24 protein-coding genes are annotated in these 24,031 nt (G+C 34.0%); 7 read left to right on the forward strand and 17 right to left on the reverse strand.

Going from position 1 to position 24,031, the window contains the following annotated elements; genetic code table 11:
* Nucleotides 1-52: 52 nt before the first annotated feature.
* A complete protein-coding gene (locus ACI6PB_RS12535) occupies nucleotides 53-1,075 on the forward strand; it encodes a lipoate--protein ligase (RefSeq protein ID WP_404327529.1) in 1,023 nt (340 codons plus the stop codon).
* A gap of 109 nt (nucleotides 1,076-1,184) precedes the next feature.
* On the opposite strand, the gene ACI6PB_RS12540 is transcribed toward ACI6PB_RS12535, so the two are convergent.
* The 3 genes from ACI6PB_RS12540 to ACI6PB_RS12550 all read right to left on the reverse strand — a co-directional run bounded on the left by ACI6PB_RS12540 (nucleotide 1,185) and on the right by ACI6PB_RS12550 (nucleotide 3,670).
* The gene (locus tag ACI6PB_RS12540) at nucleotides 1,185-1,550 is read right to left on the reverse strand and encodes a DUF898 family protein (RefSeq protein WP_051564129.1); all 366 of its coding nucleotides are present in this window, start codon (nucleotides 1,548-1,550) and stop codon (nucleotides 1,185-1,187) included.
* Between the two features lie 169 nt (nucleotides 1,551-1,719).
* On the reverse strand, nucleotides 1,720-3,198 hold the full coding sequence (guaB, locus tag ACI6PB_RS12545) for an IMP dehydrogenase (protein ID WP_025084825.1): 1,479 nt from the start codon (nucleotides 3,196-3,198) through the stop codon (nucleotides 1,720-1,722).
* 115 nt (nucleotides 3,199-3,313) lie between these two features.
* Nucleotides 3,314-3,670: a hypothetical protein gene (locus tag ACI6PB_RS12550; RefSeq protein ID WP_056955672.1), complete on the reverse strand. Its 357-nt coding sequence runs from the start codon at nucleotides 3,668-3,670 to the stop codon at nucleotides 3,314-3,316.
* 131 nt (nucleotides 3,671-3,801) lie between these two features.
* Here ACI6PB_RS12550 and ACI6PB_RS12555 point away from each other — a divergent pair, with 131 nt between their 5' ends.
* From ACI6PB_RS12555 to ACI6PB_RS12565, 3 genes are all read left to right on the forward strand, one after another.
* Complete coding sequence (locus ACI6PB_RS12555) at nucleotides 3,802-4,113, forward strand: nucleoside triphosphate pyrophosphohydrolase (RefSeq protein WP_025084823.1); 312 nt, start codon at nucleotides 3,802-3,804, stop codon at nucleotides 4,111-4,113.
* 92 nt (nucleotides 4,114-4,205) lie between these two features.
* Entirely contained in the window at nucleotides 4,206-4,577 is a 372-nt protein-coding gene (locus ACI6PB_RS12560) for a DUF1304 domain-containing protein (protein WP_034543922.1), read from the forward strand.
* Nucleotides 4,578-4,625: 48 nt separating this feature from the next.
* The gene (locus ACI6PB_RS12565) at nucleotides 4,626-6,239 is read left to right on the forward strand and encodes a polysaccharide biosynthesis protein (RefSeq protein ID WP_025084821.1); all 1,614 of its coding nucleotides are present in this window, start codon (nucleotides 4,626-4,628) and stop codon (nucleotides 6,237-6,239) included.
* 47 nt (nucleotides 6,240-6,286) lie between these two features.
* Here the strand turns inward: ACI6PB_RS12565 and ACI6PB_RS12570 are convergent, their stop codons facing one another.
* Nucleotides 6,287-8,758 (reverse strand): isopeptide-forming domain-containing fimbrial protein, encoded by a 2,472-nt coding sequence (locus ACI6PB_RS12570; RefSeq protein ID WP_404351086.1) that lies wholly within the window; start codon nucleotides 8,756-8,758, stop codon nucleotides 6,287-6,289.
* 203 nt (nucleotides 8,759-8,961) lie between these two features.
* On the opposite strand from ACI6PB_RS12570, the gene ACI6PB_RS12575 reads away from it, so the two are divergent.
* Nucleotides 8,962-9,438, forward strand: coding sequence for a nucleoside deaminase (locus ACI6PB_RS12575; RefSeq protein ID WP_025084819.1), 477 nt, complete (start codon nucleotides 8,962-8,964; stop codon nucleotides 9,436-9,438).
* A gap of 74 nt (nucleotides 9,439-9,512) precedes the next feature.
* Here ACI6PB_RS12575 and ACI6PB_RS12580 read toward each other — a convergent pair whose 3' ends face one another.
* From ACI6PB_RS12580 to ACI6PB_RS12600, 5 genes are all read right to left on the reverse strand, one after another.
* The gene (locus tag ACI6PB_RS12580) at nucleotides 9,513-9,803 is read right to left on the reverse strand and encodes a hypothetical protein (protein WP_404327531.1); all 291 of its coding nucleotides are present in this window, start codon (nucleotides 9,801-9,803) and stop codon (nucleotides 9,513-9,515) included.
* Nucleotides 9,769-10,911, reverse strand: a complete 1,143-nt coding sequence (locus ACI6PB_RS12585) for a SagB/ThcOx family dehydrogenase (protein ID WP_404327532.1) — start codon at nucleotides 10,909-10,911, stop codon at nucleotides 9,769-9,771. Before ACI6PB_RS12585 ends, ACI6PB_RS12580 begins: the two co-directional genes overlap by 35 nt.
* Nucleotides 10,892-11,977, reverse strand: coding sequence for a hypothetical protein (locus ACI6PB_RS12590; RefSeq protein WP_404327533.1), 1,086 nt, complete (start codon nucleotides 11,975-11,977; stop codon nucleotides 10,892-10,894). Before ACI6PB_RS12590 ends, ACI6PB_RS12585 begins: the two co-directional genes overlap by 20 nt.
* The gene (locus ACI6PB_RS12595) at nucleotides 11,970-13,181 is read right to left on the reverse strand and encodes an MFS transporter (RefSeq protein WP_404327982.1); all 1,212 of its coding nucleotides are present in this window, start codon (nucleotides 13,179-13,181) and stop codon (nucleotides 11,970-11,972) included. Before ACI6PB_RS12595 ends, ACI6PB_RS12590 begins: the two co-directional genes overlap by 8 nt.
* Before the next feature lie 79 nt (nucleotides 13,182-13,260).
* Complete coding sequence (locus tag ACI6PB_RS12600) at nucleotides 13,261-13,404, reverse strand: hypothetical protein (protein WP_404327534.1); 144 nt, start codon at nucleotides 13,402-13,404, stop codon at nucleotides 13,261-13,263.
* 506 nt (nucleotides 13,405-13,910) lie between these two features.
* Here ACI6PB_RS12600 and ACI6PB_RS12605 point away from each other — a divergent pair.
* Nucleotides 13,911-14,765, forward strand: a complete 855-nt coding sequence (locus ACI6PB_RS12605) for a helix-turn-helix domain-containing protein (protein ID WP_056955670.1) — start codon at nucleotides 13,911-13,913, stop codon at nucleotides 14,763-14,765.
* 40 nt (nucleotides 14,766-14,805) lie between these two features.
* Here the strand turns inward: ACI6PB_RS12605 and ACI6PB_RS12610 are convergent, their stop codons facing one another.
* The 4 genes from ACI6PB_RS12610 to ACI6PB_RS12625 all read right to left on the reverse strand — a co-directional run bounded on the left by ACI6PB_RS12610 (nucleotide 14,806) and on the right by ACI6PB_RS12625 (nucleotide 20,073).
* On the reverse strand, nucleotides 14,806-16,215 hold the full coding sequence (locus ACI6PB_RS12610) for a glycoside hydrolase family 32 protein (protein ID WP_404327535.1): 1,410 nt from the start codon (nucleotides 16,213-16,215) through the stop codon (nucleotides 14,806-14,808).
* Between the two features lie 24 nt (nucleotides 16,216-16,239).
* Nucleotides 16,240-17,589, reverse strand: a complete 1,350-nt coding sequence (locus ACI6PB_RS12615; protein WP_404327536.1) for a right-handed parallel beta-helix repeat-containing protein — start codon at nucleotides 17,587-17,589, stop codon at nucleotides 16,240-16,242.
* A 10-nt stretch (nucleotides 17,590-17,599) separates the two neighbouring features.
* A complete protein-coding gene (locus ACI6PB_RS12620) occupies nucleotides 17,600-18,961 on the reverse strand; it encodes a glycoside-pentoside-hexuronide (GPH):cation symporter (RefSeq protein ID WP_404327537.1) in 1,362 nt (453 codons plus the stop codon).
* 134 nt (nucleotides 18,962-19,095) lie between these two features.
* Complete coding sequence (locus ACI6PB_RS12625; RefSeq protein ID WP_404327538.1) at nucleotides 19,096-20,073, reverse strand: LacI family DNA-binding transcriptional regulator; 978 nt, start codon at nucleotides 20,071-20,073, stop codon at nucleotides 19,096-19,098.
* Between the two features lie 210 nt (nucleotides 20,074-20,283).
* Between ACI6PB_RS12625 and scrK the strand changes: the two genes are divergently transcribed.
* Nucleotides 20,284-21,156: a fructokinase ScrK gene (scrK, locus tag ACI6PB_RS12630; protein WP_025085447.1), complete on the forward strand. Its 873-nt coding sequence runs from the start codon at nucleotides 20,284-20,286 to the stop codon at nucleotides 21,154-21,156.
* Nucleotides 21,157-21,210: 54 nt separating this feature from the next.
* Here the strand turns inward: scrK and ACI6PB_RS12635 are convergent, their stop codons facing one another.
* The 4 genes from ACI6PB_RS12635 to ACI6PB_RS12650 are packed head-to-tail and all read right to left on the reverse strand — an operon-like array spanning nucleotide 21,211 to nucleotide 23,983.
* Nucleotides 21,211-21,624 carry a GtrA family protein gene (locus tag ACI6PB_RS12635; protein WP_025085446.1) on the reverse strand — a complete coding sequence of 138 codons (414 nt, stop codon included), beginning with the start codon at nucleotides 21,622-21,624 and terminating at the stop codon, nucleotides 21,211-21,213.
* A gap of 12 nt (nucleotides 21,625-21,636) precedes the next feature.
* Nucleotides 21,637-22,434, reverse strand: a complete 798-nt coding sequence (locus ACI6PB_RS12640; RefSeq protein WP_054642695.1) for a metal ABC transporter permease — start codon at nucleotides 22,432-22,434, stop codon at nucleotides 21,637-21,639.
* A gap of 2 nt (nucleotides 22,435-22,436) precedes the next feature.
* Nucleotides 22,437-23,063, reverse strand: coding sequence for an ATP-binding cassette domain-containing protein (locus ACI6PB_RS12645; protein WP_227005305.1), 627 nt, complete (start codon nucleotides 23,061-23,063; stop codon nucleotides 22,437-22,439).
* 44 nt (nucleotides 23,064-23,107) lie between these two features.
* On the reverse strand, nucleotides 23,108-23,983 hold the full coding sequence (locus ACI6PB_RS12650) for a metal ABC transporter solute-binding protein, Zn/Mn family (RefSeq protein ID WP_025085444.1): 876 nt from the start codon (nucleotides 23,981-23,983) through the stop codon (nucleotides 23,108-23,110).
* Nucleotides 23,984-24,031: the final 48 nt, after the last annotated feature.

Below are 24,031 nucleotides of genomic sequence, written 5' to 3' on the forward strand. Positions count from 1 at the left end.
ATTCTTCGAAAGGGCTTACAATGTAGTCAGCTAATTAAGAAGGAGTGAGTATATGTTCTTTATCGATACGTCTAAAAATGGAAAACCTGTCTACAATGCTATAGTCAATCAATCATTGGATAATTACTTAGTAAATGATCTTCGTTTACCAGGCCATGGTTTGATCCTCTATATCAATAATCCTTCGGTTATCGTAGGTGTTCATCAAAATGCTTATGCCGAAGTCAACTTCCCTTACCTTGAGAAGAATAAAATCCAACTTGTCCGTAGAACTTCCGGTGGTGGCGCCGTTTACCATGATTATGGAAATCTGATTTTCGAAAATATTATCATTGGCGACGACGAACATTTTGGAGATTATGCCTACTTTGCCCAACCAATTATCGACGCTTTGCATGATATGGGTGCTACTGGTGTCGAGATGCGTGGCCGTAACGATATCGTTGTGGATGGCAAAAAATTCTCTGGTATGACAATGTTTAAAGTTGGTGATTCTTACGCCGCTGGTGGCACTTTAATGTTCGATTTGGACATGGATACTGCTAGTAAGGTTCTAACACCTGAACAAGATAAACTTGAATCTAAAGGTGTTAAATCTGTTAACAAGCGTATTACCAATATCAAACCATATCTTGATGAACCTTTCAGAAGTATGAATGCCAATCAATTTAGAGAAGAATTGTTGAAACGAATCTACCACGTCGACAAGCTCTCTGACATTGAAACTTACACTTTGGACGAACATGATTGGAACATTATTGACTCTCGCTTAAAGAATAAATACGACACTGATGCTTGGAATTATGGTAAGAATCCTGGTTTCACTAACTATGTTTCTAAACATTATGATATCGGTACAGTTGCTTTCAACTTCTCTTTAAAAGATAACAAAATCTCTAATATCAAAATTTATGGTGATTTCATTACCGGCGGCGATATTACTTTAATTGAAAAAGCTCTCTTAGGAGCCGAATTCACTAAGAAAGACTTAATCACTGCTCTTGAAAAAGTTGATTTAGCAGCCAACCTAGGTAAAATTGAACCAGCAATCTTAGCTGATCTACTACTATCTTAAAGAATTCACTTATACGATTAAATACAGAATAATAAATACTAAAAAAGACCAGTATAACAGCTATTTTTAATAGTTGTCATACCGGTCTTTTTATCGTTATAACGATAAATCAACTTACAAAAGTTGTATGTTTAGCTTTCCAATCTTCCAATTTGATATTAACCCAAAATGAGTAAATTCCAATCGTGATGATAGACAATAAAAACCACTTGATCCAATTACCAAATAACTCTAACCCAGTTCCATTAAAGTGCATTCGATGACCCTCAATTACAGTATGATTAATTTTCCATCCGTAAACTAAACAAAGCGCCCAAGGATAAAGAATACCAATTGTAAAAACAGTCATAATAAATCCACCTAAACTCAGCAAGATCAGTTCAAAAAGTCCCCCATCAAAATACGAATATCTTCCAAATTTCACATTTTGTGATCTAACCCGTTTCGTATTTGGTTGTTGTTCTTGATTATTCATATTCCCCCCTGATACAAAACATATCCTAAAAGTCTGTCCTCTAATTATTGTAAATCATTCGTTTGACTTTTTTGGACACTGGATAATAATTGTTTAATTCAGAAAATTAAAACAGCACCACTTAGAAACGCAAATGCATACGTTCATTCTAAATAGGTGCTGTTAATTGTTATTTAACTGAATAATTAGGTGCTTCTTTAGTAATTGTTACATCATGTGGATGTGATTCTCTTAAACCAGCATTTGAGATTTGGACAAATTGAGCGTCTTGTAGTTCTTTCAAATTATGAGCACCAACATAACCCATACCTGAACGTAAACCACCAAGTAATTGATAAATTACATCGCCAACAGCACCTTTAGCTGCAACACGACCTTCAATACCTTCGGGAACTAATTTATTAGCCTCATTAACACCGCTTTGGAAGTAACGATCGGACGAACCATGGGACATAGCAGCTAAGCTACCCATTCCACGGTAAGTCTTGAAACGACGACCTTGATAAATTTCAAATTCACCAGGTGCTTCATCAGTACCAGCTAACATTGAGCCAAGCATAACGGCGTTACCACCACCTGCTAGAGCCTTTACAATGTCACCTGAATACTTGATACCACCGTCAGCGATAATTGTCTTGCCATATTCGTGGGCAACACTTGCAGCATCATAAACAGCTGTTAATTGAGGAACACCGACACCAGCAACGATTCTAGTTGTACAAATTGAACCAGGTCCAATACCAACTTTAACAACATCTACTCCAGCATCGTAAAGTGCTCTTGTACCTTCAGCTGTAGCGACATTACCAGCGATTAGAGTTGCTTCTGGGAACTTATTTCTAATTTCAGAAATCTTTCTTAAAACTCCGGCTGAGTGACCATGAGCTGTATCAATAATAATGGCATCAGCTCCGGCATCAAGTAAGGCTTCGGCACGTTCGAAAGTATCACTAGTAACACCAACAGCGGCGGCTACTAACAAACGTCCATATTGATCTTTAGCGGCATTAGGAAATTCTTTTACTTTTTCGATATCTTTGATTGTTACAAGGCCACCCAAACGACCGTTTTTATCAATCAAAGGTAATTTTTCAATCTTGTGTTCTTGGAGGATCTGTTCTGCTTCTTTTAAAGATGTTCCAACTGGTGCAGTAATTAATTCTTCACTCGTCATTACAGTACCGATTTTAACTGAAAAATCAGTAATGAAACGTAAATCTCTGTTAGTAATAATACCAACCAATTTCAAATCAGTTGTATTAGTTACAATGGGAACACCACTTATGCGGTATGTACTCATCAATTTTTCTGCTTCACTAACTTTGTCATCTGCTGTTAAGTAAATAGGGTCAATGATGACACCATTTTCGGAACGCTTAACTTTTGATACTTCATCAGCTTGTTGCTCAATACTCATATTCTTGTGAATGACACCCAAGCCACCCTGACGAGCCATTGCAATGGCCATCGGTGCCTCGGTAACTGTATCCATACTTGCACTTAAAATTGGTGTATTTAGCTTGATATTCTTAGCTAGTTGAACTGATAAATCTACTTCATTTGGTAAAACATGACTCTCTGCTGGTATTAATAAGACGTCATCAAAAGTGAATCCTTTTTTATCAAATTTTGTATCCCATGCCGACATGATCTTCCTCCTAATTATTTGTTTTGCCTAAATATAGGTAAAATTTATAAACATGTTATCCGATTTTTCTACGATAGTCAATCAATAAAAAAAGACCATCGTCATAACGACAGCCTCATTCATACATTTTTATTGCTATAACTTTATAATTCCATAAATTTTGTTTTTCTAAATAAAAATCAAATCGACGTTTCTTCAAATATAATTTATACCGTATAACGTCGTTTTGCTTGGAAACATATTCATTGAGTCGATGTAATTCGTGATCATTATTTCTCTTCAAATAGGATGAAGTCTTCTCATCCAAGGCAATATCATCAATTTTTTGACGATTGGCCAAGGCATGTTTACAAGCAAACTCCATTCTTTTACGAATTAAGTCATTTAACACTAGCAAAATAATTATAAATATCATTACTAGTAACAGCAAGCCACCACATATTTCCGTCATCTCTACATTTGAAATATTCATAACAATCAACACTTTTATATTTATTTTAATTAAATAATATCATGATGATATTATTGTTATCAAATTCTCGGCTTCTATCCTTCTTGTGTGGTAAGATTCTTTTACACAACGTTTTAGGGGGAACTTATAATATGAGAAAATTGGTTCGGGACAAAATACCTAATATTATCAACGACGATTCTAAATTTGAAGTACTTTCAAATGACGATTATCGTCTCTCTTTACGTGAGAAAGTAGTTGAAGAAGCTACTGAAGTAAAGGCTGCTAGTACGCGCGCTAACTTGGTCGAAGAATTAGGGGACTTGGAAGAAGTTATTCGTGCTATTCTCGATGACGCTTCAATCACTTATGAAGAAATGGATAGCCTTAGACATGCTAAAATCAATCAAAAAGGTAAATTTACTGAAAAATTTGCTATGATAAATATTAAAGAAGAATCATAAGCTTTTGGTTCTTCTTTTTTGTTTCCATTGTATGATTTTTTAAAACAGGCTAATATAATACTTATACTTTTTAATATAGAAAGAAGATTAAAATGCAAATCTTAACTTTATTTTTAGTTGCACTAGTTGCCTTAGAACATATTGGTATTGCGGCTTTAGAGATGTTTGCTAAACCAGAACAACAAGCCAAGGCTTTTGATATGCCCTTGGACTTCGTTAAAAACGACCATGCCAAAGTTGCCTTAGCAAATCAAGGAATTTATAACGGTGCTTTAGGTCTCTTAATTCTTGCAATGATTCTTTTCTTCACTGGTACAACTTTGAAAATTATCATGATTTTATTGATGCTTTACGTCATCATTGTAGCAATTTATGGTGCTATGACTGCTACTAGAAAGATTATCTTTCTACAAGGACTACCTGCTCTGATAGCTTTGGTTTTCGTACTCTTCTTTTACCGTTAATCAAATGCTTCTATAATATAAGTAATTTTATAAAGAATGGATAAAAAAATGAAAAAAGATTCATTACTAAAAAGTTCGCTGTGGATTTCCATTAGTGGAATTATTTCTCGTATTCTAGCGGTTGTTTACATCATTCCCTGGAATATTTGGATTGGTCCGTTGGCCGTTAATGCTGCCAATGCCATGTATGGAAAAGTCTATAACATTTACAATCTCTTTTTGATTATCGCCACAGCAGGTATTCCTTCAGCTATTTCTAAGGAAGTTGCTGCTCATAATGCCTTAGGACGTTTTGATCAAAGTGAAAAACTCTTCAAGAAGTACAGTTTCTACATGACTTTAGTCGGTATTGGCTGTGCTGCAATCATGTTCTTCGGCGCTAAATATGTTGCCATTGTTTTGGCAGCCGGCGATATGCGTGTTGTAACGCCCATTAAATATTTGAGTGTCGCAATGTTGATTATTCCAGCTTTAGGTATTTTAAGAGGTTACATTCAAGGTTACGCCTTCATTTCTTATTCAGCCTTTTCACAAGTTATCGAACAAATTGCCCGTGTTGCTTACATGCTTTATGCCACATATACAATTATGATTTTGCAAAAGGGTAATTATATCTCTGCTGTTAACCAATCGACTCTTGCTTCATTTATCGGTGCCACATTAGCCTATGTCTTCTTACTTTGGATTCGTGTCAAAGTCAGACGTTCAGTAACAATTGACGACATCAAAACAAAGGATGACTTACCTACAGACGAAACAATTGATATCAACTTTGGTTCAATGTTGCGTTCAGCCATTCCGTTCTTGTTAGTTGATACCATCATGACCGTTTTACAATTATTTGACCAAACAACTTTCACATGGATTTATCAATTGATTCTTCATGCTAGTGAAAAAACAATTGATAACCTCTATGCAATGTTTGGATTCCAAGCTAATAAGATTATTATGGTTCTTGTTTCCTTAGCTATCTCCGTATCTGCTTCCGTTATTCCAGCTCTATCAGCTATGGTCAGCAAGAAAGTTTCCAACGAATACATTCAAAATTTCATGCGTAAAATTGTTCAATTCACGGTCTTTATCATCCTTCCAGCTACTTTCGGAGTGATGGCTATCAGTCGCCAACTCTGGACTGCTTTTGTCTTCTACGATCAAAGTATCCTCGGTTCAAAAGTTTTAATAGTCTCCTGTTTTGAAGCTTTCTTCTATTGTCTATTCATGATTTTGGAAAATATTCTTCAGGTTACTCATCACATGAAGAAATCAATGATCTATCTAGCAATTGCCTATCTACTAAAAATAGTGCTTCAGTTACCTCTAACTTTGGCTCTAGGTGTTTATGGTCCGGTTGTTGCAACAACTATTGCATTCGTAATTATGAGCCATTTTGCCTTTAGATTGATCAATAAGCAATTTGCAATTGTTGATAAAGAATTAGGCAAGAAGTTAATTCGCATTCTCATTGATGGCGTAATTATGTTAGTTGTCGTTGTGGTTGCCAACTTATTAATTGTTCAAGTGATTTCTGACGCCACTAAAGTTGGAGCAATCATCGTGATTGCTATCTGTGGAGTTCTCGGTATTTTAGTTTATGGTTTCCTCAGTTACAAAGATGGTTCACTCAACATTCTTAAAGATATTCGTGATACTAAGATTTATTAATTAAAACAAAAAGGAAAACCATTAATGGTTTTCCTTTTTTTGTTTCTCTAAGCCGAATCGATCATTTGCCACGTTATAGTACCGTTATAGTTACCTGACTTAGTATTACTATCCATCTTTATTTTCCAAGAACCGGCTCCGATATATTCTGATAAATCTAAATTATCTTGTCCGCCTGAGAAGCTCTCTGACTGGATCCTTGTTCCGTTTGCCAAAATTGGTTGCCATGTTCCGGAATCAGTGACACTTGTTTGGCGTTGACGGAAGAATAAAATGTTTCCCAAATTGTTACTTAAAGTATCTACATCACTATTCTTCATCTGTGAATTAGGATCAGTATTATCGTAAGATACGGAAATCATGAACGGATTGTCTGTCGGATGATTAATAATCAACTCACCATCAGTTTTGACGTTATTAGCCTCTAAACTCGAACCTGAAAAGTTATGTGTTCCAAAATCAATCATTTGTGGGACCGACGTAATGCCATCAACATTTTCAATCGAAACTTCGGCGTTATTAGAAATTAGATCATCCAAATCCTTATTCGCTACAACTCCACCTTTCAAAGTAGCGTTAGTCGTTATTTTACCAACTGCCGCTGAAGTAACTTTGGCCTTGTTCTCAACAATAACCGACTCACCGGCTTTTACTTCTCTAACAACTCCTGTATTAGTACCACCTTGCGGATAACTGTTTCCATCGGCTCCTGTAACAGTAATATCATAAGGTGTACCCAAGCTATTTGGTAAATTACTGATCATATTGGTGGCACTGGTTAGTGGATGCGTACTATCACTCGCAACTTCAAATTTTGTTTTATAACTGATTACATCTCCTACTTTAGCCGTAGTTTGATTAGCGTAATCTGTTTCCTTATTAGTTTCATTTTTAACTTGGCGCGTAAAATTATAATTGAAAGCCAATTTTTCGATCGGCACATCAACCGAGGCTAAATATTTTTTCTGGCTTGCCCCAGATACTTTTTGATCGGTTCCAAAGAATTGAGCTGTATTTTCAATTGTCGTACCAGCACCACTTTCGACGACAGCTTCAAAAGTTATCGTTGCGGAATCGTTATCCTCTAGAGAATACCCTGGCATAACAGTTAAAATTCGATTCTTATCATTGTAACTACTGGCAGGAACTGCAGTAAAATTAGTTCCATCATTAGATTTTTTTATTGTTGAAGTATCTATTTGCAATCCTTCAGGAATTTCATCGATCAATTTATCATAGGACCACTCTGATCCGTATCCATTATTAGTTACTTTCATCGTAAATTTCAAACGATCTCCAACCTCATTTTTACCTGTGGAGTTAGTTTTATTAGTGTAAGTTTTTGATACAGCCGGTGAAGCAGAAGATTGCGGCATTGCTCCCATAGTTGAAACAAAGTGAGCTGTCTGTCCCGGTTCCAAAGTAGTAGGATTCCATTTCAATGCGTATGCCGTATCAACGACTCTCGGCGAACCATCACTAGTCTTGAAAAGTGAAGTTCCATAAGCATTATTGTCCTTCTCAGCTCCTGAACCATCAATACTAATTTGATTCTTGCTATTCTTGAAACCATCCAACCAATTAGTCGGATTAGTTAGTAAGTCTCTCGCAACCCCAGTATACTGATCAAATCCATCCTTAACTTTATTAGTAATTAAAAGGGTATATCTATCTGAGGAATCAGCTCTGGATGTAATAATCAGCCCTCGACTTTCACCCATATCATAAATATATGACTGATCGGTTTTTCCCATTAATCCTAAGGCCGTATCCTCAGCAAACATGGTTGTGAATTTCTGTGTCGTTGAACTTGGGTTATAAACATACATCTCCCTTTGAACAACAGCACCATTATTAGGATCAGCGCGCATCAATAATTCGACTTTTAAATCAAACACTCCATAGGTCTTACTATTACGTTTCAAATCACCAACAATTTTATAAGCAGCATTTCCATTCTGATCGGTTCCAATATAGTACTTTTTATTCGACATCCGATTAGTTGGATCTGTCCCTGAAAATTGTGATGGCAAAACTGAATATTCCATTGCTGTAACTTTAGTCGTCGTTGAATCAGACGGTACAATCATAAAATCTGGTGACAACGATGAGGCTAGACTGCGATTGGTTTCAATACTGCTTCCGGCACGATTTTGAAAAAGAGCGTTAACGTATTTATCACCTTTTTTCAAAAAGACATCCATCTTAGAATATTGAACTGAATTACCACTTGCAATTGAATCTTTAATAATTGAATCATCGCCACCATCTAAAAAATAAGGTAACTCACTGGAATTAGAATTATATCCTTGAGCCAATCCAAAAGTATAACCTAAATCCAAATTATCACCCATCGGTAACAAACCAACTTGGGTTGTTTGACTAGACGGCGCATACCAGTTATCTATCCCGTCATCTATTTCTGCAGCCTGCACATTTCGAATTGAAGACACACCAAATATAGCCACTAGAAATAAGAGTAAACATAATATCATTTGCTGTATTCTATTGGTTTTCATATCCTCCACCTATCTAAATTAAGAATAATAATTATGATTTATTATAAATGGAAACGCTTAAAAATATTATTCAAGACAAGCAAAAATATTTTTGCATTTTTGATAATTTAAGATATGCCATTATGTATCATTATTTCTATGGAATTATAAATAGAAGTATACTAATCTAGTATCAAAATATTGTTAACCAGGAGATACTACTTATGGCATATGACAAAAAATTTATGGATTTAGCCGCTCAAGAGGCTCAAAAGAATGTGGGAACACAGATTGGTGGACCCTTTGGTACTGTTATTGTTAAAGATGGAGAAATTATTGCACAAGGTCGCAATCACGTTTTAGCAAATCACGATCCTTCAGCACATGGTGAAATCACCACCATCAGAAAAGCTTGTGAAAAATTAGGAACACACGATTTATCCGGTTGTGAATTATATACAAATGCTTATCCTTGCCCAATGTGTTTAGGTGCTATTATTTGGTCTAACATCAAAACTTGTTACTACGGAAACACCGCTGAAGATGCTAAGAACATTGGTTTCAGAGACGATTTCATTTACAAATTCTTATCCGATGGTTTGAAGGATAAAAAAGTTTTGAATCTTGAACAACATGACAGAGATACGACTATCAAAGCTTTCAATAATTTCAAAGAAGACTCATCACATACGATTTATTAGTATAAAAAAGACATCAATTCGTTTAAAACCGAATTAATGTCTTTTTTATAAATGTTATTAATATTTCTTTCCATTCAAATAGTTCCTATAATTTGGGAAATTTCATCGGTAGACATTACCCCTCTATGGATACTATCAAGCTTTCCATTATGAAAAATCATAACTGCAGGAACCGATATAACATTCATAAATTCTGCATAATAAATAATATTTGCTAATTCAAATATCCTAACCGACTTATCTAATTTAATAGAATCAAGTCTACTTTTAAATAATTTACTAGAAAATGAATCTGATTTTAATATAATAATTCCCACAGACTGTTTAGAATTAATTATTTGGGAAAGATTGTTGCTTTCGTTCATCAGCATCCTCCTCCATATATTTATCAATACTGGGTTGATCAAACCTATCTTTATTCTTATCCATCACACCCATTGTAAACATCAAAGTTACACATTCATTATTTGGATTTATATTTAATAGTTTGTCTAATTCATCATCGCGAAAAGTCCCTATTGCTCCCACACCTAGCTTTCTAGCTGAAGCAATTAAATAAATATTTTGCATAACAGCACCTGATTCTATCATTGCTGAACGATAAGCAATTCCTTCATGGTATTTCCAAATAATTCTATCCATTTTTTCAGTAAGTACTAACATCATTTTAGTCGACTTAACCTGACTCTGATTTCCCGAAATCTTAAACATGATATCGTTAAAATCACCCTTTTTTATCAAATCTAGAGTATGTTTTTTTACAGAGTAATGATAAATTCCATTTTCCAGATTAGTATTAGAAAGGTTTATCAAATATAATTCGTTTCCAGCACGTCCCCCCGGAGTAGCCGTAGGCTTGAACAGTGCATCTCCCATCCCATTATCAAAAGCATAAGATGTTTCTCCCGTTGAATAATAAAGCAGATCTGAAATAGCATCAAATGAAACATTTTCCTTTGTTATTCCGTATCTAACAGACTGCCTATATAAAATTGTTGACAATAAATCTCTTTTAATTTCAGATGGGTAAGGAAGAGGAATGGATTTCAATTTGCTTTCGTATTCTTTATAAACGCTTGGCTGAATATTCCTTTGGCTACCTAATTTCATAAACTCATGGTAAGTAGTTTCGTATTTTTCATAGTTAAAAATTCTATTAGCCCAATAATAATACCTAGTCGATTGATTCAAAGAATCAATTTCTAGTTTTTTTTCATTGATACCTTCGCTATCAATGAGAACATGCTTATTAATAAATTCGTCCACTATAGCATCAAATTCTGATTCACTATAGGTAGTGAAGTTATCACGATCATCTTCTATATCATTTTCATCCTTAGGAGATCTAAATAACAACAATACTGGTAAGAATTCAGGATTTATAGCTACCTGATTATGTTCTTTATATAAGTCGAGGATTATTTTGTCCTTATCTCTAAAAATTATCATGTCATTATTCATTAACAGTTTCATTAGACATTTCCTCCACTAAAAATTTAATACACTTATCACTGATTTTTTGTTTACTTTGTTGTTCTAACCATTTCCAATCACCATTTGGATTAATCTCGTAGAATATCCAAGAATCTTTCAATTTAACTAAATCTACGGTTCCAACCTTCAATTCCAATATTTTCATTAATTTCATGATTCTTTCCTTCACGTAAGTAGGTATCTCAACTGGAACTATATCAAATCCATACAACCCTTGATCATGCCAATCTGCTGATTCAACATTTTTATATTCTGCTGATTCTATATATTTCCCAAAAACATTAACCCGTATTTCCGTACCATTTGAAACTATATTTTGAATTATTGTAGGTGCGACATTGACTGTTTCTTTTTCTAGTTGATGTTTTGATAATTCTCTACCATAAACATGGTCTAAAAAATTAGGCTTTGTTTCAATATTATGATGTTTAACTGCTTTAGCAAAAAAATTACCTTGAAATTTATTATTAATAGAATTCAAACTATTAGTTACGATTGTATTCGGTATTTCAAAACCCGATTTGCATGCCTGATATAGCTGGATTGATTTAGTTATCGTTAATGTACTATTATATTTACTTATATAATTAATATTTTCCAAATTACTTATAGTTGATAAAAAATAATTCCATTGTTCAACGGCATATTTTCTACTTAAATCATCTTCAAATGGCCAACTTACGCAATCTAAAGTAAAGTGTCTAAACCATATACCATCTATATCAGATATATTCCAAGTTTCATTTCTCCTCTTGATATAACCCTTTAATTCTTTATCTATACTCAGTGAGAAATCAAAATCAAATATTTGTTCTGCATTAATTCTTAAATAATCAATACCCTTCTCTAATAAATATGGTCCTAAATAATCTATTTCTGGATCATCAATTCTAGTAAATATAACTAAATGTTTTAATTTTCCGTACCTTTTCAACTTATTAATTCCCAATATATCTACCAGATGACTTCTATAGTCTATATCTTCTATCGTGGTAGTAAGATTTTCATACGTTGAATTAAAATTCATCAAAAATGGCTTATTCATTTCTATTTTCCCCCCTACCAACAACTTCTAATAAGAAGAATGTCAAAAACAGACTAATTATTCCATTAATCAAGAAAATCATTTGATAATTGATCTTTGAAAATACAATACTGAATATGAATACTGCAATTGGCGTAAGTATTTGTGCAGCAGTATACATTGAAGTATTAACTTTACCAAGATCTCCTTCTGGAACTGTTCTTTGTATATATGTAAACATTGGAGGTTGAGACATAGCGTCCAACACGCCAATAATAAATTCAAAAAATGCAAAAATAAATAAAACATAACGTGGCAAGGTAAATAACATCAAACCCAAAATAAGTAGTTGTGTACTAGTTGCCCAGTACATATTTCTTATAAATCCAAAAGTATTTTTTAAATTAACTATTGTAATGATGATTCCGCCAATAAGAGCTCCAATAGAATAAATCCCTTCAATATTTCCGCTGATTGTTGTTGAATATTTCAACGTATGTATAACAACATAAGGCATACCTATAACAAGAGCAGTACTAGTAATGTTGAGACACATCGTTACTATTAAAAAGAAAAGCACTGTTGGATATTTATTTAGTGATTTAAAAATATTTAAGTTTTGAATTTTCTTTTTAGTTTTATCTACCGGATTACTATCAAAGTGAGTTGCCATCGTTAAAAATAAAGTCATTATTTCCGTCACAATTTGTAAAACAATCATCCATTTAAAATCCATAATTCCAAATAGAAATCCCGCTATCGCCGGCGCTAAAATGCTTGATACCGTTGCTGCAGTTGATTCAATGGAATTAAGTTTCTGAATATGATCTCCCGTTACAATCTGCGGGGTCGATGACAAATATGAGATAGTAAAAAAACGAGCCGTAATATTATTCAAACACACAACAACAATCGCTGAGATGAGAATATTGGTATGAAATAATTCAAAAACAAAGAAATATACAATGAGGGTCAAAATCAGTGCACTTTCGGCAATCAAAGCAATATGTTTTCTTTGATAACTATCAACAGTATTTCCCACCCAAGGAGCAACAAGTACACCAACCAATGGTCCAATAATTAAACTCGTTCCATATCCCATAGCTGATCCAGTAACTTGTAACAGTTTTAAAGACAGCGCGTAGTTAAATATCGATGCCCCCAAATCATTAACAACTGTCGTAATTCCAGCTTTAATCAATTGCTTCGTCGTATCCGATTCCACTAATTCCAATAACTTCACCCCCTATTTTTCAAAAAAACACTGAAACTTATAAAGTTTCGGTGTTTTTTATATTAAATATTTAATTATCTTTCTTATTATATTTAATATCCATTCTAGTCTTATATTCGGCTTTGTAATCTTCCCAAATTTGTTTAGTAATTTCTTTTTCAGCAAATTTAGAATCACTTGGAGTTTTAATTCTATCTTTAACTAATTCACTCATATCTTTCATCCCCTTCAATAATTGATTAACTATGTTATACATCTTTAATATTTATATTCCAATAATAAAATAACGTTTTAGCATTATTTTTTATGATTATAATAAATCTAGATTTAGCTATAAATTTCAAGATAATGTGTTTTCAATCTTTTTCGTAGTATAATAATGTCCTAATAGCAAAAAAATAGAAGAAATATTATCCTATAATATCTCTTCTACTAATAATTAATTTAATTTTTTAAGCAAAAATAATATCATATCTAATGATATGGAGTATCATTAGATATTTCTGTGCTCAATGAACTATTTATGAGCGCGGTTTGACTTACACTTGTCTGATTATTAACTATTGTTGTATCCTTTACGACCATAGCAGTGGTAAACATAACGGTAATTGTCGTTAAATATATTAATATTTTTTTCAAGATAGTATCCTCCACATTTTTAATGTATATATAATATACACCAATTTATTAAAAAAATGATATTTTTTTAGAGGTATTCAAATGATAGATGGAAATAAAATAAAACAAACTAGAAAAAAGATAGGTTTATCTCAATCTGATTTAGCCAAAGATATTACTACACAGGGAACCATCAGTTCCCTAGAAAGAAATTCTACTTCTCCAGGAAGTACAATCTTAGTAAAATTATTAAATCGGCTAGATTTAAAATTAAGTGATGTTGTTATTAACGACATTGCTACTGAAAATGATCAGATTTTAATGCAGGCAGACCATTTTAGCATGAATTATAAATATCAAGAGGTTATCGATTCATTAAAAGATTTTCAACAGACTGACGATAAAGACCAGCATGCTCATTATCAATTTTTAAAAACAGACGCTGAAATGTGGCTCACTAATAACTCTGATGATGCAATATTTGGTTTCAATCAGTTATTGCTACTTCACGATGACATCTCTGACATATTTACCATTCTTGCAACCTGCGAATTAGGTGTGGCCTATAGCCAAAAAAAAGATATTACGAAGGCTAATTTTTATTTCGAACAAACTGCATCATTATTTAAAAACTACAATACTAATAACAATCTCTTTTGGTCTCTATTAATTTACGATAATTTGGGAATGTACTATGCCAATAATGACAAACTTGAAAAATGTATAGATATTACTACTTCTGGTTTAAATTTGGCTCAAAGAAATGGCAGCTCGTATTTTGTTGAATCATTCTACTACCTACTTTCAGAAATGGCAGAACAACAAGGTAAACATTCTGAGGCTATTCAATATACGATTCAAGCCTATTCATTTGCTAAATTCATAGGCAACCGCTTAATAGGAGAAAAAGCATTGGCGTTTCTCAAGAAGAATGGCATTGATTACTTAAATCTCTAACAAAAAGCAAGAAGACAGAATTATACTGCCTCCTTGCTTTTTAAAATTTAATAGCTGCATTCTCAAGTTGATAAACAGTTGCTGATACATTTGTTTTATTTTCAGAAATAACATTCAAATTAGCTTTATCTGTGTAAATTCTTTCTGTAAAAGTTCTTATTCCATTGTTAACAAATACCTCTACGGAACTAGTATCAACATACAAATGAAGTTTTAATTCTTTCTCAATATTAATCTCTGCTTCTCTCTCACCATCTTTTCCCATTCTGTTCAAAATCACTTTGTTATTTAAATACTTCAAATCCAATATCTTATCGTTGTTCGAATCTAAAATTTCAATTCCTGATCCATTTAAATCATCCGCTTTAAAAGTCAGTAGAGCTTCATACTGTTTAACGTTGGATAATAATTGCTTATAGTCAATTAATTCTAAGTCTTCGTCAACTAATTTTGTTGTTCTTAGTCGTTCCAATTCTTTGATTGGTCTCATTTGTAAAATATTATCTTCATAAACTAATTCACGTGGAAGTGTTAATGCTCCTGCCCAACCATCAACACTTTCAGGCATTGGACTTTCCCACATGTCCATCCAGCCGACGACAATTCTTCTACCATCAGGTGTCAACATTGTTTGAGTAGCGTAAAAATCATGTCCATTATCTAACTCTGAAAACTCACCGTGCTCAAAATGATTGTCTTGATAATTATAGTTTCCAACCAAATAACCAGTTTGTCGGAAGTTCTTAAATCTTGGACCATCCTTTTTGATACCTTGAGGTGACATAACTAGGAAATTATTATCTCTCAATCTAAAGAAATCTGGACACTCCCACATGTCACCTTCCTGATCAGCTGATTTTGACTTTGTTAAAATACCATCGTATTTCCACTCTGTTAAATTTTTTGACTCATATAACAGGACACGACCTACTTCGGTATTATCCTGACTCCCCAAAACTAAGTACCATTTACCGTTATCATACCAAACTTTAGGATCTCTAAAATTAGCTGTATTATCATCTGGTGCTTTGGCGATAATTGGATTGTGCTCATATTTATGAAAGTTGATTCCATCTTCGCTGATAGCTAAATTCTGATTTTGCCAAAAATGTTCTGGATCGCCGTCGTTGTAATAATGATGTCCAGTATAAATTAAGTACATTTTATCATTGTAAACAACTGCACTCCCTGAGAAACAGCCGCCTTCATCCTCAGGATCACCTGGTGTTAAGGCAATCGGCAATGTCTCCCAATGAACTAGATCTTTACTTCTAGCGTGTCCCCAATGCATAGGACCCCACTTTGAGTCATTAGGATAATGTTGATAAAAGAGATGATAATAACCTTTAAAATAGGAAAAGCCATTAGGATCATTTATCCAACCTGACGGTGCCATAATGTGATATCCAAGTCTATATCTCTTATTAGTTAGCTTAATTTTTTCTGTCATAATTTCTCCTAAAAATTTTCAATATTAGTTCTCATCAAGAATCGAAGGTGTTGCTCTAAAGGCATTAACTTGCTTATCTAAAACGATCTGGTCATCAGTTCCTGTATCCAAAATAGTATTTCTCTTGGATTCTTTTTCTACTAAGACATTAATTGTTTGAATTGAACTGGATTGTTGTGTCGAAAGTAAAGCCCCTACTTGAGATTTGAAAGCTGATTCACCGATTTCTGAATGTGCTTCTGAAGCAACCACATTATTATTAGAAATGTAATTCGTACTTCCGCCAATTAAATGGATAATCACAGGTGTCACTCCAACTGGCTTGAGATACTTCTTATCAATGATTTCTGAAAAATGATTGCCAGTTACAGTATTGTTGTTACCATCTATTGATAGCAATCCATATGAATCCTCAAGTCCATTGTCATGTGTCTGCATTGGTTGCCAAGGTTCATGATCACGTAAGAAATGATTAGAAGAAATAAGGTTTTCCGAACTGGACTTAGTCAATAACACCATACCTGGATAAAATGCATGCAAGATATTATTAGAAAGTAAAGAACGTGTAACTTGTTCAAAATGAATCGTGCTTGCTCCACGAGGGAAAATATTATTCGTAGAAACCAACAGTTGAGCAAAGTTTTGAGCATAAATAGAGTAACCTTTATAACCAGCACCCATTAAATTGTCAGTAACTTTTGATGCTTGTCCCCATCCACGTAATTCAATACAGTTACCACATTCTGCAATAAAATTGTTGTGGATCGTTAAAGCATCAGCATGATAGATCACAATACCGTGTTCCAAATATACGAATCCCATGCCCGTAATTCTAAATGAATCTTGCGCACTGGCGACGTAAATTCCTGTTTTATTATTAACATAGATATTTTCAGGATTGTCATCCCCAGAACCATCATCAACAAAATGTAATCCATCAATATTGAAATTAGAAAATTCGACCGAACTGATTCTTGGATCTCCATCTCTCTTTACCAAAAAGGCTGCACCACTTATTTCAGAAGAATTATTGTCAACGGGAAGATCATTGATAATCCTGCTACCACCGGGCCATAATTCATGAAGATCAGGCCAATCTTTTTCTGGTACATTGAAACGAATACTTGATGATGTAAAACCGTGACCCGATCCAACTATTTTCAAAAAACTAATATCAATAAGAACTTGTGTCTTTAGGTGATAATCAGCTGGTGGCAAATAGATTACTGCTCCTGGTTTACCGTTACCTTTGTTGTCACTCTTTGATTGCTTATTCTTAATATCTGCAATGATATTATTGATAACTTTTCCGACATCTTCGTAAGGATCTCCAAAATCAGTTTTCGTGACATCATAAAAATTTGTGTTATTCATTTTTACTCTCCTATCCTTGATTTGCTAAATCTGCTCTAACTTGAGCTTCATTATTTTCATATTTTGCATAGAAAAACATTGGAATAGTTGCTAACAAGAATAAAATAGCTGGCAACCAAACAAAACTAAAGTTAATTCCAAATAGCGATCTTGTACTTTGAACATGATTAGGAATATAGCCAAAATACTGCATAACTTTAGATGGTATGAAACCACCAATTCCGCTTCCGGCTTTAACACAGAAGGCACTACCAATCGATGTCAAAAATCCACTGGCACGAATTCCGTTTTTCCACTGACCAAAGTCAACTGCATCGGCCAACATAAGAAATGGCATTGAAGCAGCTACCCCTGTTCCGATTGAACCAATGCAATACAGTACAACTACTAACACTTTATTGCTGCCTACAAATTGAAATAGAATATTAGCTACTGAAGCAAGTATCAATGAACCAATAAATACTGTTCTCTTGTTTGTCTTTTTTACAAAAAATGGAGTTGCAATCATACCAACAACAGCGACAACTGATAATCCACCAGCAACTGATACTAATGATTTAGCATGAATATTGTATTGGAAATAATAAATCATTCCTGAACTTCTAACTGTCGTACCAATCCAATATAGTAAGTTAGTAACCACGATCAAAACCCAAGGCCAGTTATTCTTAGTTGCTTTGACACTCTGTTTTAATGAAATAGATTTAACTTGAGTAACGTTCACTTCTCGTAAATTCAAAAATGCTATCAAGAAGGAAACAATCGAGACAATACCTAAAATAGCAATTGCGTAAGAAAAGCCTTTTTTATCATTACCTTGTCCTAATATTTGTACTAATGGTAGAACAACACTGTTAGCGACTAGCAATCCAATATTGCCACCTACCATTCTGTAGGAATTCAATACTGTTCTTTGATCCGGATCATTAGACAAATTAGGTAAAATAGATGTCATCGGTGTACTGATTCCGGTATATAAAATTCCTGAAAGTACGTATGTCAAAGATGCATGAATAACTTTTGCCGTTCCAGATAAATTAGGTGTCGTAAAAGTTAACCAAGTGAAGAACGCAAATGGCACGCATATCCACAAAAAGTATGGTCTACTCTGACCCCAACCAGTATGTGTATGATCAATCAAGAAACCCCAAATGGGAGCGTCGATCATATCTAGTAATCTTGTAACTAATAAAATTGTTCCCGCAGCACCAATGGCTAATCCAAAAGTATCTGTATAAAAATACAATAAATACGTGCTAATACTTACAAATAGAACATTCCCGCCAAAGTCAGTCAGGGAATAACTTAGTTTCCGGAATAAGGGAATATCTTCGCCTGATTGTCGTGTATCACTTTGAACCTGTGTTTCCATTTTTATTCACTCCATTCTTAAATTGTTATTTTTGTGTCAACCGGTTAACATACAAGAACAAAAAAATAAGTACTTAACAAAATTCATTGTGAGCACTTTCAAATATTATGTCAACCGGTTAACATAATATTTTTCTAAACTGTTTTTCCACGCCAAATTTTAACCGGTAGTACCCGATTAGAGTCATAGCTATCATTTTTCATTCGTTCTACCAGTGTATTCACAGCGACTTCAGCCATTTTATCTATTGGTTGCACAACAGTCGTCAGATTAGGCAACAAAACTTTAGTAACGTCAGCTCCATCATAGCCGACAACTTTTAAATCCTCAGGTATCTTATAGCCTAAACCTCTAGCAACATCGATAACTTGAGCTGCATCCATATCATTAGAGATGAATAGCCCATCAACATCAGGATGTTCTTTAAAGATTTTTTTTATGCTATTTATTTTGGTATCAGTATTTGAATCAAAGTCCAACGTGTAGACAATCGGTTTCAAACCATTTTTGATCATCGTATCTTCATACGCACTACGTCTTTTTTGAGCCGGGCTTTTAATATTCTGAGGGTCATTCGTATGGATAATAATTTTTGCACCATTATCGATCAACAATTGAGTAGCCAACTGTCCACCTAGATAATTATCAGAGGATACTACAGGAATATCTTTATTCATTATTCGATCAATTGCGACTATCGGTAGATTGGTATTCTTATATTCTTCAATCCCCTGATTATGTGCCCCAACAATCAATCCATCAACTTGATGCGTCATCAATTCCTGAAGATATAATTTTTCCTTCTTTGGATCGTTCATAGAGTCGCCAATCAACACTTTAAAACCTAAATTGAATAATCTTTTTTCCATTTCTGAAACCAACTGTCCAAAAAAAGGATTATTAACCGTTGGAAAAATTAAGCCAACGAGCTTAGTTTCCTGCTTAAATAACTGTCTAGCCACTACGTTAGGATGATAATTCAGTTCATCCATCGCATCGTGAACTTTTTTGATTGTTTTGTCACTCAAATATCCCCGTTTATTCATAACTCTAGAAACGGTTGTCTTTGAAACACCGGCTAACTTTGCCACATCATCTATTTTTGCTTTCATCATTTCACCATAATTTCTATACTAAGCTGATTATATCATTTCGTTTTTACTTAAAAATCTGAAAGCCTAATATAGTATATTTTCAATAAAATATTTTAAAATTAATGCAAAAAAATTATCATTTTTTCATAAACTAATTTGACGTTGAAAAAAAATAATAGTATCTTATTAGTATTGAAAGCGATTACTAAAACTGAGGAGAGATTAACTTTGCTAGTAGGAAGTATTGAAGCAGGCGGAACAAAATTTGTTTGTGCTGTTGGTGATGAAGATTATCGTATTAAGGATAGCGTTCATTTCCCAACAACTACACCAGAAGAAACATTACAAAAAACAATTGATTATTTTAAACAATTTGATATCGAAGCTTTAGGAATTGCATCATTTGGTCCTATAGAGCAACGTAAGAACTCACCAAAATATGGTTATATCACATCTACACCTAAGCCAGGCTGGAAAGACACTGACTTTGTTGGCAAAATGAAAGAAGCCTTTGACATCCCAATGTTCTGGACAACTGACGTTAACGGTTCAGCTTATGGTGAGTATGTCATGTCTACTCTATCTAATGAAAAAATTGATTCATTAGTTTACTACACTGTTGGTACTGGTGTCGGTGCCGGTGCCATTGATAAGGGTAAATTTGTTGGTGGTATCGGACATCCTGAAATGGGTCACACACTTGTAAAACGTCATCCTGACGATCTAGATTTCAAGGGTGTTTGTCCATTCCACGGTGACTGTCTAGAAGGATTAGTTGCTGGTCCTACATTTGAAGCTCGTTTAGGTATCAAAGGACAAGATGTTCCTTTGACAAATCACGTTTGGGATATTATGGCTTATTATGTTGCTCAAGCAGCTCTTCAAGCTACACTTATTCTTAGACCTGACAAGATTGTCTTCGGTGGTGGTGTTGTTAGTGAACCATTCCTAGATAAAGTTCGTGCTCAATTCAAAGACTTACTAAACGATTACGTTGAAGTCCCAGATTTGAAGAAATACATTACAATGCCTGTAATCAAAAACAACGGTTCAGCTACATTAGGTGATTTCGCCTTAGCTATCCGCGAATTACAAGAATAATTTTTATAAAAAATAAAAAGGGATTGAAAACTGATTAGTTTTCAATCCCTTTTGTTATCCATTTCTTTTTCTGAAAATAATAAATTTGCTAAATACGTAATTTAAAATGATTACAACTACATTATCTAGAATTTTGACGATTAGAGCATTACCGTGCAATAAGGAAACACCTATAGTCATAATACTTTGATCAATTACCCATGAAGCTGCTCTGAAAAGGAAAAATGAGACCATTTCCTTAAAAAAGTCTTTCCAAGTTGCCGTATGGGAATTAAAAACCCAAAGTTTATTTGTTACATAAGCAAACAATACGGAAAGCCAGTATGCTAATACATTTGCGAACTGATAATTCCATCCTAAAAAGTGCCATAAAACATCGAAAGTAATAATATTAACTAAAGTTGTCAAGACTCCAAAGAAAGCATAAGGAATCATATCTTTATATTTATTCCATAATTCTTTTAACATTTATTCAGATCCTTAATGGTTTAATTTCCAATTTTTATAGCTTAATCCTAAGAAGTAAGCAATTACTTCAAAAGCTGAAATAAAGAAAGTTACTGGCCAATTGGTTACAAATGCTAAGTATAAACCTAACCAAACTCCCGCTAACGACAATCCGACTGAAACCATAATCAATTTCGGCACCGAATGTACTAAATACTTGGCTGTCGCTCCTGGCAAGGTCAATAATACAAAGACTAGTAATGAACCAACGATTTGAGCTCCAATACTGACGCTCAGAGCCAAAGTTACTAAGAAAGCAACTGATAGTAATCTTGTTTTCAAACCGGCAGCACGGGCGCCAATATGATCGAATGAATCAAATGATAGTGGTTTATAGAAAATAATGAAGACGAAAATGACGAATAACGCCAGAATCATTAATTGATTAACCTCTTTAGAACTGATGCCAACAATACTACCAAACAAGATGTTAGTAGCGTAACTACTCGATTCTGAGGACAGCGATAAGAACAGAATTCCTAAACCAATGAATAACGACGATATTGCACTGATTGACGCTTCTCGTCTAGATGATTCACTACTCAAACTACCGACTGCCACTGAACTGATCAATGTAAAAATAATCATTCCAGCTAAGGGCGATATTCCAACTAGAATTCCAAAAGAAGCTCCGGCAAAACCAATTTCAGATAATGTGTGAGAAAGAAAAGACATATTTCTAGAAACAACGAAAACACCAACTAATCCAGCGGTGATGGCGATGAAAGTACTAGCAATAAATGCTTCTCTCATAAATTCATATTCAAACATGCTTACCCTCCCATCTCAAACATATCTTCTGAAACATCTTTAACATCGACTTCTTGTAATTCATGATCTCTAAAAAAGAGCGCCCGATGAGTATATTTCTTAGTTAATTCATAATCATGTGTAATGAAAATGACAGTTAGTTTTTCATTTTGATTTAATTCAGCCACTAAATCCATCAATTGCATCTTAACTTCAACATCCAAACTGGCCGTCGACTCATCTAAGATCAATACTTTAGGATCATTCAAGAGTGCTTGAGCCAAATAGGCTTTTTGCTTTTCTCCACCTGAAGCTAATCCCAAAGGTCGATCTTTTAAAGCTGTCAGTCCCGTTTTTTCAAGAATTCTTTTGATCAACTGATTATCTGATTGACGTTTTTTGGGACTCAAAGTGAATTTGAGATTCAAACGGACGAATTGTTCGATATTCAAAGGATAATCGATATCAATATTTCTAAATTGTGGTACATAACCGATAGTTTGCTTGTGATCAACGATTAGGTCACCACTAGACTTCTTTTCCAAACCCATGATCATTTTGACCAATGTCGTTTTACCAGAACCATTCGGTCCGATCAAACTGATAAAGTCGCCATCATTGATTTGAAAATTTAAATTTTGAAAAACCAATTGTTTACCAAAACGTTTGGTTAAATTGACTGCCTTAATAACGATTATTCCTTCACTATCCTTTCAATCTGACTAATATTTTGATCCATCCAACTATAATATCCCAAATCACTTGGTAATGTTTCCGTGAAATAAATAATTGGTACATGATGCTTCTTTGCTAAAGTGGTCATCTTAGTAATAATGCCACTAGTTACCTGCTTATTAACGACTAAGAAACTAACTTTATGATTCTTCAAGCCGGTTTCCATATTTTTCACATCTTTAATAGATGGATCAGTGTCTTCTTCGATGGCTTTAGCAAAATGTTGATTAGCAATTGTCACGTCCAGATCTTTCAAGAGATAGTAAGGTAGCGGTTCAGTTACATAAGCCTTTTTACCAGCCGTATACTTTTTTAATGCTTTTTCTCTTTGGATTAAACGATTCAATTTTAAATAATATTCCTTAAAATTAGCTTGATAATACGCACGATTTTTCGGATCAACTTTGGCCATATGCTTGTAAACCATCCGGCTGAGTTCTTGGACATTCTTAACTCCAAACCAAACATGCTCATTATCACCATTTTGTTTCTTCAAGACGTCTCGGGAAAAATCGATCATATTATCTTCTTGACTATTAGCGGCCACAATTTTTTCAACCCAATCATCGTACCCCAAACCGTTAGCGACAATCAATCTTGAATCAGCAACTTGTTTAGCATTGTTGCTGGAAGCTGAAAAACTGTGTGGATCAACATTGACTGATTTAATAATTGATTCAACCTGATATTTATCACCGACAACACTCTGTATCGGTTCCTTATAAGTATTAACTGTGGTCGTTATGATTTTTTGTGACGTATCACGACGACTACAGCCCCCTAATACTATCAATAGCGAAAACAAAGCTAATAAAATAAAATTTCTTTTTCGCATTCTTTCCCTCTATTCAAATAATTGCCAAACTAAAACAGAGGCCTGAAC

The sequence above is a fragment of the Companilactobacillus paralimentarius genome (assembly GCF_963227125.1).
Classification (GTDB): domain Bacteria; phylum Bacillota; class Bacilli; order Lactobacillales; family Lactobacillaceae; genus Companilactobacillus; species Companilactobacillus paralimentarius.

What these genes read in the sequence shown, in the direction of transcription:
- ACI6PB_RS12600 (WP_404327534.1), bottom strand. Translation starts at nt 13,404, where the DNA reads ATGAGTGAATTAGTTAAAGATAGAATTAAAACTCCAAGTGATTCTAAA.
- ACI6PB_RS12610 (WP_404327535.1), bottom strand. Translation starts at nt 16,215, where the DNA reads ATGACAGAAAAAATTAAGCTAACTAATAAGAGATATAGACTTGGATAT.
- guaB (WP_025084825.1), bottom strand. Translation starts at nt 3,198, where the DNA reads ATGTCGGCATGGGATACAAAATTTGATAAAAAAGGATTCACTTTTGAT.
- ACI6PB_RS12620 (WP_404327537.1), bottom strand. Translation starts at nt 18,961, where the DNA reads ATGGAAACACAGGTTCAAAGTGATACACGACAATCAGGCGAAGATATT.
- ACI6PB_RS12590 (WP_404327533.1), bottom strand. Translation starts at nt 11,977, where the DNA reads ATGAATAAGCCATTTTTGATGAATTTTAATTCAACGTATGAAAATCTT.
- ACI6PB_RS12560 (WP_034543922.1), top strand. Translation starts at nt 4,206, where the DNA reads ATGCAAATCTTAACTTTATTTTTAGTTGCACTAGTTGCCTTAGAACAT.
- ACI6PB_RS12580 (WP_404327531.1), bottom strand. Translation starts at nt 9,803, where the DNA reads ATGAACGAAAGCAACAATCTTTCCCAAATAATTAATTCTAAACAGTCT.
- ACI6PB_RS12615 (WP_404327536.1), bottom strand. Translation starts at nt 17,589, where the DNA reads ATGAATAACACAAATTTTTATGATGTCACGAAAACTGATTTTGGAGAT.
- ACI6PB_RS12550 (WP_056955672.1), bottom strand. Translation starts at nt 3,670, where the DNA reads ATGAATATTTCAAATGTAGAGATGACGGAAATATGTGGTGGCTTGCTG.
- ACI6PB_RS12625 (WP_404327538.1), bottom strand. Translation starts at nt 20,073, where the DNA reads ATGAAAGCAAAAATAGATGATGTGGCAAAGTTAGCCGGTGTTTCAAAG.
- ACI6PB_RS12650 (WP_025085444.1), bottom strand. Translation starts at nt 23,983, where the DNA reads ATGCGAAAAAGAAATTTTATTTTATTAGCTTTGTTTTCGCTATTGATA.
- ACI6PB_RS12555 (WP_025084823.1), top strand. Translation starts at nt 3,802, where the DNA reads ATGAGAAAATTGGTTCGGGACAAAATACCTAATATTATCAACGACGAT.
- ACI6PB_RS12640 (WP_054642695.1), bottom strand. Translation starts at nt 22,434, where the DNA reads ATGTTTGAATATGAATTTATGAGAGAAGCATTTATTGCTAGTACTTTC.
- ACI6PB_RS12540 (WP_051564129.1), bottom strand. Translation starts at nt 1,550, where the DNA reads ATGAATAATCAAGAACAACAACCAAATACGAAACGGGTTAGATCACAA.
- ACI6PB_RS12575 (WP_025084819.1), top strand. Translation starts at nt 8,962, where the DNA reads ATGGCATATGACAAAAAATTTATGGATTTAGCCGCTCAAGAGGCTCAA.
- ACI6PB_RS12535 (WP_404327529.1), top strand. Translation starts at nt 53, where the DNA reads ATGTTCTTTATCGATACGTCTAAAAATGGAAAACCTGTCTACAATGCT.
- ACI6PB_RS12565 (WP_025084821.1), top strand. Translation starts at nt 4,626, where the DNA reads ATGAAAAAAGATTCATTACTAAAAAGTTCGCTGTGGATTTCCATTAGT.
- ACI6PB_RS12635 (WP_025085446.1), bottom strand. Translation starts at nt 21,624, where the DNA reads ATGTTAAAAGAATTATGGAATAAATATAAAGATATGATTCCTTATGCT.
- ACI6PB_RS12605 (WP_056955670.1), top strand. Translation starts at nt 13,911, where the DNA reads ATGATAGATGGAAATAAAATAAAACAAACTAGAAAAAAGATAGGTTTA.
- ACI6PB_RS12570 (WP_404351086.1), bottom strand. Translation starts at nt 8,758, where the DNA reads ATGAAAACCAATAGAATACAGCAAATGATATTATGTTTACTCTTATTT.
- ACI6PB_RS12585 (WP_404327532.1), bottom strand. Translation starts at nt 10,911, where the DNA reads ATGAAACTGTTAATGAATAATGACATGATAATTTTTAGAGATAAGGAC.